The organism is Emticicia fluvialis, from assembly GCF_024793945.1.
Taxonomy (GTDB): domain Bacteria; phylum Bacteroidota; class Bacteroidia; order Cytophagales; family Spirosomataceae; genus Emticicia; species Emticicia fluvialis.
In genome coordinates this window covers 55,350-71,826 of the sequence record NZ_JANUSD010000007.1, presented here as the reverse complement: position 1 = coordinate 71,826, position 16,477 = coordinate 55,350, and the positions used below count along the sequence as shown (strand labels likewise).

The 16,477-nt window shown below is 42.0% G+C and carries 14 protein-coding genes and 1 pseudogene; 5 read left to right on the top strand and 10 right to left on the bottom strand.

Going from position 1 to position 16,477, the window contains the following annotated elements; genetic code table 11:
- Nucleotides 1-155 precede the first annotated feature (155 nt).
- The gene (gene rpsA, locus NZ848_RS09775; RefSeq protein ID WP_253530728.1) at nucleotides 156-1,964 is read right to left on the bottom strand and encodes a 30S ribosomal protein S1; all 1,809 of its coding nucleotides are present in this window, start codon (nucleotides 1,962-1,964) and stop codon (nucleotides 156-158) included.
- A gap of 340 nt (nucleotides 1,965-2,304) precedes the next feature.
- Between rpsA and NZ848_RS09770 the strand changes: the two genes are divergently transcribed.
- Nucleotides 2,305-4,014 (top strand): AMP-binding protein, encoded by a 1,710-nt coding sequence (locus NZ848_RS09770; protein ID WP_253530725.1) that lies wholly within the window; start codon nucleotides 2,305-2,307, stop codon nucleotides 4,012-4,014.
- A 153-nt stretch (nucleotides 4,015-4,167) separates the two neighbouring features.
- On the opposite strand, the gene NZ848_RS09765 is transcribed toward NZ848_RS09770, so the two are convergent.
- From NZ848_RS09765 to NZ848_RS09755, 3 genes are read right to left on the bottom strand one after another with little or no spacing between them, the layout of a single operon-like run.
- Nucleotides 4,168-4,425 (bottom strand): DUF6952 family protein, encoded by a 258-nt coding sequence (locus tag NZ848_RS09765; protein ID WP_101724546.1) that lies wholly within the window; start codon nucleotides 4,423-4,425, stop codon nucleotides 4,168-4,170.
- Nucleotides 4,406-4,720, bottom strand: coding sequence for a thioredoxin family protein (locus tag NZ848_RS09760; protein ID WP_253530722.1), 315 nt, complete (start codon nucleotides 4,718-4,720; stop codon nucleotides 4,406-4,408). The genes NZ848_RS09765 and NZ848_RS09760 overlap by 20 nt, the downstream gene beginning before the upstream one ends.
- A 15-nt stretch (nucleotides 4,721-4,735) precedes the next feature.
- Nucleotides 4,736-5,368: a peroxiredoxin gene (locus tag NZ848_RS09755; protein ID WP_259015341.1), complete on the bottom strand. Its 633-nt coding sequence runs from the start codon at nucleotides 5,366-5,368 to the stop codon at nucleotides 4,736-4,738.
- 509 nt (nucleotides 5,369-5,877) lie between these two features.
- Between NZ848_RS09755 and metG the strand changes: the two genes are divergently transcribed.
- The 3 genes and pseudogenes from metG to NZ848_RS09740 form a co-directional block, all read left to right on the top strand.
- On the top strand, nucleotides 5,878-7,974 hold the full coding sequence (gene metG / locus NZ848_RS09750; RefSeq protein ID WP_259015340.1) for a methionine--tRNA ligase: 2,097 nt from the start codon (nucleotides 5,878-5,880) through the stop codon (nucleotides 7,972-7,974).
- Between the two features lie 111 nt (nucleotides 7,975-8,085).
- Nucleotides 8,086-8,313: a DUF433 domain-containing protein gene (locus NZ848_RS09745; protein WP_259015339.1), complete on the top strand. Its 228-nt coding sequence runs from the start codon at nucleotides 8,086-8,088 to the stop codon at nucleotides 8,311-8,313.
- 47 nt (nucleotides 8,314-8,360) lie between these two features.
- A pseudogene (locus tag NZ848_RS09740) lies at nucleotides 8,361-8,675 on the top strand (DUF5615 family PIN-like protein); the annotation flags it as partial.
- Between the two features lie 5 nt (nucleotides 8,676-8,680).
- Here the strand turns inward: NZ848_RS09740 and gcvT are convergent.
- From gcvT to NZ848_RS09725, 3 genes are all read right to left on the bottom strand, one after another.
- Nucleotides 8,681-9,784, bottom strand: coding sequence for a glycine cleavage system aminomethyltransferase GcvT (gene gcvT / locus NZ848_RS09735; protein ID WP_259015338.1), 1,104 nt, complete (start codon nucleotides 9,782-9,784; stop codon nucleotides 8,681-8,683).
- A gap of 127 nt (nucleotides 9,785-9,911) precedes the next feature.
- Nucleotides 9,912-11,306: a hypothetical protein gene (locus NZ848_RS09730; RefSeq protein ID WP_259015337.1), complete on the bottom strand. Its 1,395-nt coding sequence runs from the start codon at nucleotides 11,304-11,306 to the stop codon at nucleotides 9,912-9,914.
- A 33-nt stretch (nucleotides 11,307-11,339) separates the two neighbouring features.
- Nucleotides 11,340-12,404: a hypothetical protein gene (locus tag NZ848_RS09725; RefSeq protein ID WP_259015335.1), complete on the bottom strand. Its 1,065-nt coding sequence runs from the start codon at nucleotides 12,402-12,404 to the stop codon at nucleotides 11,340-11,342.
- Between the two features lie 356 nt (nucleotides 12,405-12,760).
- On the opposite strand from NZ848_RS09725, the gene NZ848_RS09720 reads away from it, so the two are divergent.
- Nucleotides 12,761-14,029 (top strand): 3-deoxy-D-manno-octulosonic acid transferase, encoded by a 1,269-nt coding sequence (locus tag NZ848_RS09720; RefSeq protein WP_259015334.1) that lies wholly within the window; start codon nucleotides 12,761-12,763, stop codon nucleotides 14,027-14,029.
- An 18-nt stretch (nucleotides 14,030-14,047) separates the two neighbouring features.
- Here the strand turns inward: NZ848_RS09720 and NZ848_RS09715 are convergent, their stop codons facing one another.
- Genes NZ848_RS09715 through argB form a run of 3 tightly spaced genes read right to left on the bottom strand, consistent with a single transcriptional unit; the run spans nucleotide 14,048 to nucleotide 16,423 of the window.
- Nucleotides 14,048-14,491, bottom strand: coding sequence for a DMT family transporter (locus NZ848_RS09715; RefSeq protein WP_253530692.1), 444 nt, complete (start codon nucleotides 14,489-14,491; stop codon nucleotides 14,048-14,050).
- 34 nt (nucleotides 14,492-14,525) lie between these two features.
- Nucleotides 14,526-15,605 (bottom strand): M20 family metallo-hydrolase, encoded by a 1,080-nt coding sequence (locus NZ848_RS09710; protein WP_259015333.1) that lies wholly within the window; start codon nucleotides 15,603-15,605, stop codon nucleotides 14,526-14,528.
- 29 nt (nucleotides 15,606-15,634) lie between these two features.
- The gene (gene argB, locus NZ848_RS09705) at nucleotides 15,635-16,423 is read right to left on the bottom strand and encodes an acetylglutamate kinase (RefSeq protein ID WP_253530687.1); all 789 of its coding nucleotides are present in this window, start codon (nucleotides 16,421-16,423) and stop codon (nucleotides 15,635-15,637) included.
- Nucleotides 16,424-16,477: the final 54 nt, after the last annotated feature.

The following is a 16,477-nucleotide window of genomic DNA, read 5'->3' as shown; positions in this document are numbered from 1 at the left end:
CCGTTATTTTGGTATCCGCCCATTCCATTAAGGACAATTCTCTGATTGCATAGGCCTTGAGACGTATGCAATACGTCTCAACAAAAACAGAGCAATCTGCAAACAAAAATGGGCTTCTCAACCGAGAAGCCCATTTTTGTAATTTATACTTTATCTTACTCAGATACAGATTCTGAATCTTTCTTTTTAGAAAGTTTCTTTTTCTCACCTTCTACCATTTGCTCTTTCAAGGCAGCAAGGGCATCAAGGTCTCCAAGTGTCGATTTCTCGTCGTTTGTAGAAGCAGTTGCTTCTTTTCCACCTTTTTTCTTAGCTTCTTTTTTCTCTTCTTCCTTAGGAGCTTCCCAGGTTTTAGAGTGCGAAAGCATGATTTTCTTCTCTTCTTTGTGGAATTCTAATACCTGGAATGACAATTTCTCACCAGCTTCGGCGGTTGTTCCGTCAGCTTTAGCCAAATGTTTCAACAAAGCGTAACCTTCAATACCGTAAGGTAGCTCAAGTGTTGCTTGTTTGTCATTTTTAGAGATAATTGTACACTCGTGTTCAGAACCTACAGTGAAGATGTGCTCGAAAGTATCCCAAGGGTTTTCTTCCAAGTGTTTGTGACTAAGGGCTAAACGACGGTTTTCAACGTCAAGCTCCAATACCACTACATCAAGGGTATCACCAACTTTCACGAAGTCAGAAGGGTGTTTGATTTTCTTTGTCCAAGACAAGTCAGAAACGTGAACTAGACCGTCGATGCCTTCTTCCAATTCAAGGAAAATACCAAAGTTAGTCATGTTACGTACGGTGCCGGTATGTTTAGTACTTACGCCGTATTTGCTCAACAAGTCTTGTTTAGTCCAAGGATCTTCAGTCAATTGTTTGATACCCAAAGACATTTTACGCTCTTCACGGTCAAGCGTCAATACCACTGCTTCGATTTCGTCACCGATTTTCAAGAAATCAGATGGGTTACGAAGGTGTTGAGACCATGACATTTCAGAAACGTGGATAAGACCTTCAACACCCGGTTTCAATTCAAGGAATGCACCGTAATCAGCAATGTTTACAATCTTACCTTTAACTTTAGAACCAACTGAAAGACCTTCAGCAAGTGAATCCCATGGGTGAGATTCCAGTTGTTTCATACCCAACGAAATACGTTTTTTGTCTTCGTCGAAATCAAGAACAACCACTTTAATACGTTGATCCAGTTTAAGTAATTCGTTCGGATGGTTAATACGACCCCACGAGATATCAGTAATGTGAAGTAGACCATCAACACCACCCAAGTCGATGAACACACCGAAGTTAGTAATGTTTTTAACCACACCTTCCAATACCTGACCTTTCTCAAGGTTGTTAAGAATAACCTGACGTTGCGTTTCAAGGTCTTTCTCGATAAGGATTTTGTGAGATACAACCACGTTATCGTTAGTGTGGTTAATTTTCACAACTTTAACCTCCATTTTCTTACCTACGAAAATATCAAAATCGCGGATTGGCTTAACGTCGATTTGTGAACCTGGCAAGAACGCCTCGATTCCGTAGATGTCTACAATAAGACCACCTTTCGTACGACGTTTAACAAATGCATCGATGATAGCGTCTTCTGTAAATGATTTTTCGATGTTGTTCCAAGCGGTTAGTACTCTTGCTTTTTTGCGAGAGATAACCAACTGACCCATTGCATCTTCTTGTTTTTCAATGAATACCTCTACTTGATCACCCACTTTCAGGTTAGGTAGATCACGGAACTCTGAAATTGAAACAAGACCATCAGATTTGAAACCGATGTTCAATAATACTTCGCGGTCGGAAATACCTACCACAGTAGCCATTACTACGTCTTTCTCGTCAACTTCAGTTAGCGTGTCGCTGTAAAGTTTTTCAAGTTCTGCTTTTTCAGCAGCAGTATAACCGCTACCGATACCTCTTTTTGAGACTTTGTCCCAGTCAAAATCTGCAACTTGTGCCATAATAGATTTAAAATCGCCCATTTATACATCAGTTCACCGGGCTTTTGAACCGAAATTAAATTTTGAATTGAAAATTCCTTGCGAAAAGGACTGCAAAGGTATTACTTATTCATGTAATTTCCTAGGTATAATATATTTATTATTAGTAAGTTAAGCGGGGTTCCTGGTTGGGTGTTCCGGCAGGTGTTTCAGGCCACTTTATGGTTATACGGCTAGCCAAAAAATATTATGCTTGCCGAACATTTTTAATTTTTTATGGGTTGTTTTCAATAAATCGTCTTATTTTTACATTAAATAATACAAGACCTGTTCACTAGTATATAACTAAGAAGAAACTGTTATGCCTGTTAAAACACAACCATATCCCTGGTTAAAATTTTATCCGGAGGGTATACCTCATGAAATAAACCCTGATGCCTATCCGTCGTTGTTAGAACTGATGGACGAAGGCTTTACAAGATACGCCGGCCATTCGGCCTATTCCTGCATGGGAAAAGAAATAACGTTCGGTGAGCTTGATACGTACACCCGAAATTTTGCAGCTTATCTGCAAAGTGTCGGCCTGCAGAAAGGCGACCGCCTCGTGATTCAGATGCCCAACTGTCTGCAATATCCGGTTGCCATGTTTGGTGCCCTGAGAGCCGGGTTGATTATCGTAAATACCAATCCGCTTTATACACCCCGCGAAATGGAGCACCAGTTTAAGGATTCTGGCGCCAAGGCTATTGTAATTGTAGCCAACTTTGCCTCGAATCTGGAAAAAGTGATTGATAAGACTGCCATTAAACACGTGTTTGTTACCCAATTGGGCGATATGCTCGGGTTTCCCAAAAAGCAATTAGTAAACTTTGTGGTAAAAACGGTAAAAAAGATGGTGCCGGCTTACCATATTCCACAGGCTATGCCGTTGATGAGTGCCGTTAGTAAAGGAAGCAGCCTGAGCTGGTCTAAACCTAAGCTTACCAGTAGCGACCTGGCGTTTATTCAGTACACCGGTGGCACAACAGGGGTGTCTAAAGGAGCCAAGCTTACACACCGTAATATTGTGGCTAACCTTGAAGCCAACAATATATGGCAAAGTGTACTGACCAATAAAATTAAAGATGATAAGGTGGTGGTAGTAGCAGCTTTGCCCTTGTATCATATTTATGCTTTAACGGTAAACGCGCTTACGTCTCTGAAAACAGGTACCATGAACCTGCTGATAACCAACCCGCGCGATTTGAATGCCTTCATTAAGGATTTGAAGAAAAACCCGCCACATGTGTTTACTGGTTTGAACACCCTGTATAATGGGTTGTTGAATCATCCGCAGATTAACGAAGTAGATTTCAGCAAGCTGGTGATAACCTCGGCGGGGGGAATGGCCTTGCAAGGGGTTGTAGCTAACCGTTGGAAAGACCTGACCGGCAATTTACCCGCCGAAGGATACGGTTTGTCGGAGACGTCTCCGGTATTAACCTCTAACCCACTGGTAGGCGAAAACAGAATTGGAACCATAGGTATACCGTGGCCAAGTACCGAAATAAGGGTACTTAAAGATGATGGCACCTGGGGTGGCCCGGGTGAAGTAGGAGAGATTTGTGCCAATGGCCCACAGGTAATGGCCGGGTACTATAACCGCCCTGACGAAACCGAAAAAGTAATGCTGAAAGATGCTGATGGCCGCGACTGGTTTAAAACCGGAGATATTGGCGTGATGGACGAAGACGGATACTTTAAAATAGTAGACCGTAAGAAAGACATGATTCTGGTATCGGGCTTTAATGTGTATCCGAACGAGATTGAAGATGTGGTAGCCACATGCCCTGGTGTGTTAGAAGTGGCTTGTATTGGTGTACCTGACGAGAAATCGACAGAAGCAGTAAAGGTGTTTATTGTGAAAAAAGACCCTGAACTAACCGCCGAGCAGGTAAAGGCCTATTGCAAGCAAAACCTGACAGGCTATAAATGCCCCAAACACATCGAGTTCCGTACCGAGCTGCCTAAAACTAACGTAGGTAAGATTCTGCGCCGTGCTTTGAAAGAAGAAGAACTGGCTAAGAAATAACTAATGTGTCCAGATTTTAATCGGGATACTCTTATGAATTTATTCCTTAGTTTAGATTGACGGTGAATACATTCACCGAATTCGTAAGCGATTCATAAAAATGCCCTCAATCTTTCGATTCGAGGGCATTTTAGTTGATGAAGTGTATAAATGTTAAGCCACAACTTTATCTATAGAGCCTATTACTTTTTTCATAAAAGTATTGGCTGCATCTTTCTCGGGCATTCCTTCGGCTATTAACTGGTGTACCTCTAGTGCGCCACAAAGGTTTGATATCAACTCTCCAATTAAATCCAGTTCTTCATCTTTCAATGATGGCGTCTCAGAAATATTCTCCAGCACTTTAATAGCAGCCTCAATTTCAGCTACTGATGAAGTGCGCTGCGCTTGTCTAATTAAGGGTAATTTCATCAATCAAAGTTTTTAATTGTTCTTCTTTATTGGTCTGAGCCTGGTTAACCAGTTGCCCGCCTTTAAACCCGGCAAATGTGGGCAGGTTGGTTACACTGGCCAATTTGCGCGACTGCGGAAACTTCTCGGCGTCTACAATCACAAAAGCGGTGCTTTCGTTTTCGGCCGACAATCGCTTAAATTTTGGTTTCATCAGGCGGCAGTTGCCACACCAGCTTGCCGAAAACTGCACCATTACTTTTTCGTTCTGTGCAATGATGTCGGCCAGATTATCTTCTGCTAATTCAATTAACATGGCTGTAAGGTTTTCTTAGTTTTGAGAGAAATAGTTCACTACACCTTGATTGGTAGCAATCATGGCTGTTTCGCCTTCTTCCCAGTTGGCAGGGCATACTTCACCAAACTTTTCAACGTGTAGTTGTGCATCCAGTAAACGAAGGTATTCGTCGATATTGCGGCCTAATGGCAGGTCATTGATTGACTCATGACGAACAATACCCTCTTTATCAATCAGGAATGTACCACGGAAAGCCACAGGATTACCTACAAATGACCAGGTTCTGGTTTCGTTGTTAAACACATACTCGCCGCCCAGTACACCACAGTTTAATGAAACAACTTTAGAGGTATCGGCAATAATAGGATACGTAACCCCCTGAATACCACCCTCTTCTTTAGGTGTATTCAACCACGCCAGGTGCGTTTCTTCTGTATCGGTTGAGCAGCCCACTACCACAGCGCCTCTTTTCTCGAACTCAGCCAGTTTCTCCTGAAACGCGTGTAATTCAGTTGGGCATACAAATGTGAAGTCTTTAGGGTAGAAAAATAGAATTACATAATTTTTACCCAGATACTGGTCTAAGCTGAAATCTTCTACTATCTCTTCACCGTTTATTACGGCACCGGCCGATATGCGTGGATATTTTTTACCTACAAGCGACATTGTATTATTATTAGTTTATTTGGATTATTGTATAAAAACGTAACACAAAAAAATGCAAAAAATCGTCAGCAACAGGGCAAATATTTGAAACTTCTATTAAGTTCTTTTAATTGTCCAAAGCGCTGCAAAGCTACATTCCGGATAACAAGTAAAATATGATGGCTGTCAGGTGTATACTAAAAGTGCAATTTTTATAACATTAATAGTAAGGAATAAAATTGTTTTTTATGTAGAAAAAGAGATAAAACGAGGCTTGAATTACAGGTAAAAACCTTGGGTTTTCAGGCCGTAAATGGCTCATGAGCAAGTCTAAAAAGCATTGCAAGTAACATAGCGGAGGGCTACACGAAGAATGGGCGATTGAATTTGCTTTGGCTTATTGCCACAGAGCAGCCAATTTTTTGCCTTTATGAACCGTAAAAATCATTTAAACACCTAACTTTGCAAACTTATTTTTATCATGAGCGATTTTAGTTTTGTTTGAGTACTGTCGCGCAATACCATTACCTATGCAAAAATACACCGTTACAGCAGCATTGATTTACGCCAATGGCCCCATTCATATCGGGCATCTGGCGGGTTGTTATATCCCTGCTGATATTTATGTACGTTACCTGCGTTCTACGGGTGCCGATGTGGCCTTTATCAGCGGTACTGACGAACACGGCGTACCCATTACCGTAAAAGCCAAAAAAGAAGGCAAAACACCTCAGCAGGTGGTAGATTTTTACTACGAGCAAATCAAAAAGTCTTTTTCTGATTTCGGAATATCTTTTGATACCTATTCACGCACGTCGAATAAGACCCACCACGAATTATCGCAGGAGATTTTTACGACTTTATATGATAAGGGCTACTTTGATGAAAATGTAAGCGAGCAGTATTATGACGAAGTAGCACAGCAATTCCTGGCCGATAGATACATTGTAGGCGAATGCCCGGTTTGTGGTAACCCCAATGCGTATGGCGACCAGTGTGAGCGTTGCGGTTCTACGCTTTCACCAACCGAATTGAAGAATCCGCATTCAACGCTTTCGGGTTCTAAGCCTGTCATGAGGTCTACCAAGAACTGGTACCTACCCCTTGACCGTATGCAGCCTGAAATTGAGAAATATGTAAACAGCCACACCGAGTGGAAAACCAATGTTTTCGGGCAGTGTCAGTCGTGGTTGAAAGAGGGTCTGAAACCCCGTGCCATGACCCGTGATTTGGACTGGGGTATTAAAGTTCCGTTGCCTGATACTGATGGTAAGGTATTGTACGTATGGTTCGATGCGCCTATCGGTTACATCACCTTTACCAAAGAATGGGCCGACCAGAACGGTAAAGACTGGAAAGACTATTGGAAAAACAAAGATACCAAGCTGGTACATTTTATAGGTAAAGACAATATCGTTTTCCATTGTATCATTTTCCCGGCCATGCTCATGGCAGAGGGAAGTTATATTCTGGCTGATAACGTACCTGCTAATGAGTTCATGAATCTGGAGGGCGACAAAATCTCTACCTCAAGAAACTGGGCGGTTTGGTTGCACGAGTATCTGGAAGAATTCCCTGATAAGCAGGATGTATTGCGCTATGTATTAACAGCCAATGCTCCTGAAACCAAAGACAGTGAGTTTACCTGGAAGGACTACCAGACCCGTAATAACAGTGAGTTGGTGGGCATTTTCGGAAACTATGTGAATAGGGTTTTAAGGCTGATAAATAATTACTTTGGTGGAGAAGTGCCTATTGTAACGGAATTCTCTGATTATGACAAACAGGTGATAGAAGAGATTAAGACTTTTCCTGCTAAAATAGGTAATTTAATTGAGAACTATCGTTTCCGCGAAGCATTGTCTACTATGATGGATTTAGCTCGTCTGGGTAATAAGTATTTAGCAGAAACGGAACCATGGAAGTTATTTAAAGACAATTCTAATGGTGCAAGAGTTGGTGCGATATTGAATTTGAGTATTCAAATTGTTGCAAATTTGGGAATACTATGTAAACCATTTTTGCCACATACTCATGATAAGATAAAAAGACTATTAGGATTTATTGAAGTTGGAAACCTGAACCCAACAGATTATCTTTCATCTGACCTCTATTGGAAATATAATTGGAAAGATGCAGGAAGAATTGATTTAATTCCAGATTTAAGGTCAATAGCACTTGAACTGGATGATTATTTATTCACCAAGATAGAAGACAGTGTGGTTGAGAAACAACGGCAGAAATTGTTAGATACAAAGAAAATGAACGAGTTAGAGAATAAAAAAGTACCTGAGCTGAAACCGACTATTCAATATGATGATTTCTCGAAACTGGATATCCGTGTCGGAACCATTATAGAGGCAGAGAAAGTGGCCAAGAGCGATAAGCTGTTGAAGTTTCTGGTTGATGATGGCTTTGAGAAACGGACTATTCTGAGCGGTATTGCCAAACATTTTACGCCGGAAGAAATGATAGGTAAGCAGGTAACATTCCTTGCTAATCTGGCTCCACGTAAAATGATGGGAATAGAATCGAACGGTATGATTCTGATGGCCGAAGACCGCGATGGTTCACTGGCATTGTTACAACCTCATAAGGCAGTCTGGAACGGAGGGCCGGTGAGTTAAATTTATTAGAATATAAGATTTGAGATGGGAATGTGTTCACGCGCATTCCCATTTTTATTCACTTTTAAATGTCAAAATCGTTATATTTGTAAAAGAAACCATCAATTGTGTATGAATCTGAATAGAATCACTTTTGACCCCAATGTTATGGGCGGCAAACCTTGTATTCGCGGTATGCGAGTTACAGTAGGAACAATTGTAGGCTTAATAGCCGCCGGACGCTCGAATGATGAAATTATAGGTGCTTATCCTTACTTGGAAATGGAAGATTTACGCCAGGCGCTTTCTTATGCTGCGTGGCGGGCAGAAGAGGTAGATATTCCGGTTGTATTTTCATGAGGATATTAATTGACATGAACTTATCTCCCCGCTAGGTTGAATTCTTCCAAAAGAATGATATTGAAGCAATTCATTGGATGAAGGTCGGTAGGCCAAACGATGCAGATAAAGTAATATTTCAATTTGCTTCCGCTAATGACTACATAGTCTTTACAAATGACTTAGATTTCGGAGCAATTTTAGCAGCTACACAAGCAAAACCTCCAAGCGTTTTTCAGCTTAAGAGTCAGGATTTACTCCCTGATGCAATAGGAGAAATAGTTGTCAGATGTTTGAATCAATACAAAAATTATATTGAAGAAGGGAGTCTCATAACTTTTGACATTAATAAAGTCAGAGTCAGGATACTCCCCTTAAAATAATATTCTTACACCCCCGGTTTCACAAACGGCGTTTTGGTAACTACTGCCTTTAACAGTTTATCTCTTACTTTAACAAATACCTCTGTTCCGGCTTTTGAAAATTCAGTAGGTACATAGCCCATGGCAATACCTTTTTGTAAAGTAGGCGACATGGTGCCCGATGTTATCTCACCCAGTTTATTACCTTTGGCATCACATATTTCGTAGTGCGAACGCGGAATCCCCCTGTCAATCATTTCCAGACCAACCAGTTTTCGCTTTAATCCATTAGCTTTTTGTGCCTGCAGGTTAGCCGAATTAACAAAGTTTTTGTTGAATTTGGTTACCCATCCTAGCCCAGCTTCCAACGGAGAGGTAGTGTCGGTAATATCGTTGCCGTATAAACAATAACCCATTTCCAAGCGTAAAGTATCTCTTGCACCCAAGCCAATTGGTTTAATATCAAACTCGGCACCGGCTTCAAATATAGCGTTCCAGAGTTTTTCGGCATCTTTGTTGTCTACATATAATTCAAAGCCACCGGCACCCGTATAACCCGTTGCTGAAACCAGCACAGGCTCTATGCCGGCCACAGTACCCGATTTGAACGTGTAATAATCCATAGAGGCAAGGTCAATATCAGTCAGCTTCTGCAGCGTATCAATGGCCTTTGGCCCTTGCACAGCAAACAGACAAGTAGAGTCTGACAGGTTCTTCATTGGTACATTTTCAGTATTATGGCTCTGTATCCAGTCCCAGTCTTTTTCAATGTTTGAGGCGTTCACAACCAGATAATACCAGTCTTCTGTCAGTCTGTAAACCAATAAATCATCAACCACGCCACCTTGTCTGTTTGGCAGGTAGCTGTATTGCACCTTTCCGTCGAACAGGGTAGAGGCATCATTGGCAGATACTCTTTGTATCAGGTCCAGGGCTTTATCTCCGGTCAACATAAATTCTCCCATGTGCGACACATCAAACACACCTACACCATTGCGTACACAGTTGTGTTCTTCAATATCTGACGAATACCTGACAGGCATCAGAAAGCCTGCAAACGGTACCATTTTTCCGCCGATTTTTTCGTGCAGGTTACTCAGTGGGATTTTTTTTATTTCTGTTGATTCCATGTGTTTATAGCTAAAATAGTTTTGTCGACAAAAATAGGTAAAATATCTGTTTGTGGACTTACGAACATAAAAAAAGAAGAAACACGAGCGCTCATGTTTCTTCTGTATACTAAACTGAAATGATTGATTAATTCGGATTTTGATTCTGATTGAATTGCTCCGTTATTACCTTACGCAATGCCTGATGCGGCCTTAAACCATTGTTGCGGTACACTTTCGGGCCAGCATCTGATTTTGAATCCTGTGCATTACGCATTTGCCTTACTGACGAACTCCTGAACTCCTCATACTCGTCGTCTGTCATTTCACCCCTGTTGGCTGTGCCTTTGGCTACCCCATCATTAAACGAGTTGATTCGTCTATCCTGATCTGCAAGTTTTGCGTGTTCAAGCATGCTATCAATTTCGGCAAGAACCGCCTTTTTCTCTTCTTTCAATTCAGCAACTTCGGGTAAAGTTACCAAATCATTTTCAAGTACGTTTTTTTGTGCTATTTGTGCGGCCAATGCTTTTTCAGCCTCTTTCAGGGTGTCAGTCAGTTTTACATTTTGTTTGCGTAATCTTCTGATCGCCGGGCCAGACTGCAGCCATCGGTACCAGTACGCATGCATTACCGGCAGGGCAATGCCCAAACAGATAGCCCCGGCAATGGCAAACAGAATACCGCTTAAAACGAACGACATCAAAGCCCAGGGGCTGTTTACCAAATCGATATTCAGTTTATCATAAGCCTTCAGTTGCTCGTCCATTTTCTGTATAAGCGCCTGATTGTTGGCAGGTTGCGCGGCCGATGGGTCTAAAGGCGTGCTGTTCAGCTGCATTGCCTTTATTTGCTTATTGATACCCTCTTTCAGTTTATCGGTTTTGTAGGCCTCGTATCTGAACCAACCCAAAACAAGCATGGTACCTATTGAGAACACCAACAGGAAGCCCTGAAATACACCATAAACCTTTTTGGTTTTTTCGTTATAGTTATGCAGGTAAGGGTGCTCAACCAGCCGTTCATAGGCAGGTTTCAGCAGTACAGATAACATGGCCAGACCAATGGCAAATGCCCAGGCCTCAAAATTGTTACGGATATTGAGCGCATAGGCCACAATTTCGTGCGATATAATCAAATCACCTGATACAAAAGCCACCCCTGCCAACAGATACAGAATACCCGCAAACAGAGAGTAGGGCGACTCAGATTTTTTGTGCTTTACTTCTATAGAGACAATTTTTGCATGATTGGCATCAATGTCTTTGTTTATATAGCCTATGTGCTGGGTCTGGGTATCAATGGCCTGCAGATGCTCCTGCAGTTTATCAAAAGAAGCCTTTCGCTTATCACGATTTTCGGCAATGGCATGGTCTATCCGGGTCAGTTCTTCGCGCTTATCGTTAATGCGGCCTTGTAGCCACTCAAAACTTACATGGCTTGACAGATAGCTCTCGTAAGTTGCCTTGTCAACATTCTCAACACCGGTAATGTACCCGTGCTGAAAATCAGTATTATAATAATTTTCGTTTTCCTTTTCCATTGATTGTACAGGTTGGTTTCACGAGTTGAAGTGCTATTCCAATATTTTCTTGATTTCCTTGTTTGTCAGTTTTTCGCGGTAACTTCTGGCCAGATTAAACTCGCTTTCAAAGAGTTTAATAAGCATCTCGCGTTTTTCGTTCAGGCGTTTCAGCTCTGCTTCAGGCGCTTTCAGCTCGTCAATTATCTTCCACTTTTCAACTCTCTTTTCATCTATTTCAAGTTTAAGCTGGTTTACCTCGTTTTCCCAGTCACTGGCCTTATTGCTTTTGTCTCTGGCCAGTTTCAGGTTGCTTATCCATTGGCCTGCATCATTTTTAAGTAATGTCAGGTTGCTTAGCAGTAGTTTGCCTGCAAATAGAAACAAAAAGAAACTAAACAAAAGCAGAGCCAGCGCACGCGCGGTAGACTGGGTCTCTAATACCTGTACAAACACAAAAATAGAGGCGGCGGCAGGCATACCTATTTCTTCCAGAACGTTCTTCCACGAAATTTTCCTTTCCTGCTCATGAAAGAGCGACTTCGGCGTAAAGAGATTAAACATACCGGCCAGCAAGACACCCAAAGCAATAAATTGATGGTTGCGTGGGAAATTGGTCAGGATAGACTCATCAATCAGGAAGTAATTGCCTACACACATGGCCACCGATAACAAAAAGCCTGCTATGGTGCGAGGCAGATGGTGAGCCGAAGCCTCAAGGTTTTCAAGCGTTACACCTTTATCTTTTAATTCGTTAATTCTGTTTTCTTTTTGTTCAATAAAAAGATTCAGTTCTCCGATTTTTTCAGAGTAATACTCAACCGTCTTTTCCAGATTGGCCGTTTTATGCGAAAAGTAATTTCTAATAGCGCCAATTTTTTCATCTGCTTTTGAATCAGATAATCCAAAGATTACGCCTTCATCGCGCAGGGCGTCTTCGTTTTCAAGCCAGAACGGAGAAAGAGGTAATTCGGCAGGCTGAGTGGGCTCTTGCACAGCAACCACACCCGCAGGAATTGATACGGCAGGAGGTTCGTTAATTACAGGCGGAACCTCGGCAGGCACATCTGAGGGTTGTTCAGACAGAAGCCAATTTTTTAAACGACTGAGCAGAGACATGGGTTAATTAGTTTTTTAATTATTTCCCCGATTAATTAAATAATAGCTTTTTTCAGGAATTTGTTAATACGAATAAATGATATTAAGCAGGTAATAATAGTAACCCGTATAATGCCATTATAACATTAAATTTAAGAAAATATTATTATATCTCTCCAAAAATATGTGAAGAGGGGCGTAAGTGTTGTGTAGGAGGTTGTTTTTGGGATGAATTGTTTTTTTGATTTGTACGGGGCCGGTAGTATATCCTAATGGGGCAGCTTATGCAACCACACAGTTAATTAACATGAAAGATAGTTTTTGAAAGGTTTTTTGTAGGTTTGCCTTTGTTTTAGATTTTTAATTACCTTAGCAGGATGCTTAACTTCCTTTATAATCTGTCAATCTACGCCTATGTTTCATTACTCAGGCTGGTTTCGCCTTTCAACAAAAAAGCAAAGTTGTGGGTAGAGGGCAGAAAAAATCTTTTTGATAAACTGAAAACAGACGCCGAACGCAAACACTGGCGTTCTGGCGTTACCAGGCTGGCATGGTTTCATTGCGCTTCACTGGGCGAGTTTGAGCAGGGCAGGCCGGTAATTGAGGCTTTCAGAAAAGAGTATCCCAACTATAAAATACTTCTAACGTTTTTTTCGCCGTCTGGTTATGAAATCCGGAAAAACTATACCGGTGCCGACTACATCTATTACCTTCCGGCGGATACTCCCGAAAACGCAGCCAGTTTTGTGGAGATTGTAAAGCCTAGTATCGCTTTTTTCGTGAAATACGAATTCTGGAAGAACTATCTGACGCAGTTGCAGAAACGGAAGATACCCGTTATTTCTTTTTCTGCTATTTTCAGGCCGAATCAGGTATTTTTTAAGTTTTATGGCGGATTTTACCGGGAAGTGTTGCATAAGTTTGACCATATTCTGGTGCAGAACACGCAATCGCTGGAACTGCTAGAGGGTATCGGTATTGCTAACACCACTCTGGCCGGAGATACACGCTTTGACCGCGTAAAACAGATTGTAGACAACCGCAAGGAGATTCCGGTAGTTGAGCAATTCAAGAATGGCAAACAGGTATTCATCATTGGTTCGGCCTGGCAGGCTGATATGGACGTCATGATTCCAATGATGAATGATTTGAAAGATGGTACAAAATTTATTGTTGCTCCGCATGAAATCCATGATGCTGAAATTGAGATATGGCGTAAGCAACTCAGCCCGAGAACGGTGCTGTTCTCTGACGCCCGCGAAACACCTGACCTTGAAGCCTGTGACGTACTTTTTATTAATAACATAGGTATGTTGTCTTCTCTGTATCAATACGCCGAGTACGCCTTTATTGGCGGTTCTTTTGGCAAGGGATTACATAACATACTGGAAGCCGCCACATTTGGCATGCCTATATTTTTCGGTAATAAAGCCTATCACAAATTTCAGGAAGCCAACGATTTAATAGCAGCAGGCGGGGCGTTTCCTGTAGAAAATACAGAAGAACTAAGGTCTTTATATGTAGGAATGAAGACTAACGAAGCCAGCCGAAAGAGCGCTGCCACTATTTGCAGCAATTATGTAACAGCTAATGTAGGGGCCACACAAAAGATAATGGAGGTAGTAGGAAGCATTATCAGAAAATAATATTGCTTCCTGATACCCTTAGTTTTTTACAATCATATATACACCAACCACTGTAACCACGCCTCCTACAATTCTCCATAGCGTAATCGGGTGCATTTTGTAGCCAAGCAGCCCGTAGTGATCCAGTATCATGGCAGTAATTAACTGGCCTGCCACAATCAGGGCCAGCATATTGGCCGAACCGATTTTCTGTACAATAAGAATAACTGTGGTAACAAAAAAAGCGCCCAGTATTCCGCCTATCCATTTCCACCAGGCCAGAGACTTAAGCGCCGATAAAGAAGGAATAGGCTCTTTGAAAAACGGCGTAATGAGTATAAGCCCCACAAGCCCTACCGAAAACGAAATAATAGCAGCAAAAATAGGATTATTGATGCCCTTGCGTAGTTCGGCATTAACGCCCGACTGTATGCTGTTGGCTACTCCGCAAAGGACGGCGAAAAAGTAAAAGATGATATTCATTAATAAAATGTGCTGCCTGTGGCAGAAAGTATGTTTATAGAATTACTTTTTCTAACATCTGTATATATAATTGAATTCCTTCTTCTATTTCGTTCAGGTAGATATATTCATCGGCCGTGTGCGAACGTGCCGAATCGCCCGGCCCCATTTTAAGCGAAGGGCAGTCTAGCAAGGCCTGGTCTGATGTGGTAGGCGACCCATACGTATTACGCCCCATGCCAATACCTGCCTGTACAATCGGGTGTTCCATCGGAATGCTTGAAGGGCGCAGGCGGATAGACCGTGGTACAACCTCGCTGCCAATATTTTTTCTTACGGTTTCAATAATCTCTTCCAATGTATATTGCTCTGTTACACGTATATCAACTGTAAATTTGCAGGCATCAGGCACTACATTGTGCTGGGTACCGGCACCAATGATGGTAACAGTCATTTTAATTGGCCCCAGGTTTTCTGATACTTTAGGGAACTGGTATGTCTGAAACCAGTTGATGTCTTCAATGGCTTTATAAATGGCATTTTCGCCTTCGTTTCTTGCCGCGTGGCCAGACTTACCATGTGCTGTACAATCTAATACCAGCAATCCTTTTTCGGCAACAGCCAGGTGCATCTGGGTAGGTTCGCCTACAATGGCAAACGATATTTCAGGTAATTCGGGTGCTACAATTTCAAGGCCGTCACGGCCTGATATTTCCTCTTCGGCTGTTGCAGCCATTATTACATTATAGCTGAGGTCCTGGCGGTAATAGAAATAACAGAAAGTGGCAATCAGAGACACCAGACACCCGCCGGCGTCGTTGCTGCCCAGGCCATATAACCTGCCGTCTTTTAAAAGCGGGTTAAGCGGATTAAGGGTCCAGGAAGGGTTAGGCTTAACGGTATCGTGGTGGGAATTAAGCAGAACGGTGGGTTTAGAGGCGTCAAAGAATTTATTTCTTGCCCAGATATTGTTTTTCTTTCGGCGATACGGAATGTTTCTTTCCCTGAAAAATTCTTCTATAATTGCCGCTGTTTCATCTTCCTGTTTACTGAAAGACTCTGTCTGAATCAGGTCTTTTAGCAATTCAATGGCATCTTTTGTTAATGTCTCAACCAGATTGGAGTTCTGCATCATATCTTCTTAATAATGGTAGTTCTGCAAAGTTAAAGAATTATTTGTGTTCCGCTTTGTCCATGGGCAACTGCTTGCAGTAATTCATCGGCATGGCAGATTATCACCTTGGCTACACCTTTCTGCAGGGCGGCAAAGGCATTATCCAGTTTGGGTATCATACCGGCATTAATGGCGCCTGAAGCTTTGTATCCGGCATAGCTGTCCGGTGTTAGGGTAGGTATGACCGAATCGTTATCTTCAGGGTCAGACAAAACTCCTTTTTTCTCAAAGCAGTAAATCAGGTTTACTTCATAATGCTGCGCCATAGCCACCGCTACCGACGACGCCTGCGTATCGGCATTGGTGTTCAGTATGTTTCCTTCTTTATCAAAAGTAAGTGGTGCAAAAACGGGTGTCAGCTCATTTTCTACAAAGTTCTTAATGATTTTGTCGTTCACCTGCGCTACGTCTCCCACATAGCCATAATCAATTTCTTTTACCGGGCGTTTTCTGGCTAGTATTACCCCGGCATCGGCGCCTGTAAGGCCAATGGCGTTGCAGCCCAAAGCCTGTAGCTTTGCCACCACTTGTTTGTTTACCAAACCCCCATACACCATTGTTACTACCTCTAGCATAGGCAGGTCTGTAATACGGCGGCCGTCTACCATTTTGGTTTCAACATCCAGCTTAACTGCTATTTTAGTGGCAATTTTACCGCCACCGTGAATCAGTATTTTAGCATCAGGTAAAGCCGAGAAGTCTTTCAGGAATCTGGCCAGTGCATCTGGGTTGTCAATTACATTGCCGCCGATTTTTATAATGTTAAGTTTTTGCTTCATTTATTGGTTATATTTGCCGTATAGAGGTAGTTTTTATAAAGGAATATAATCTTT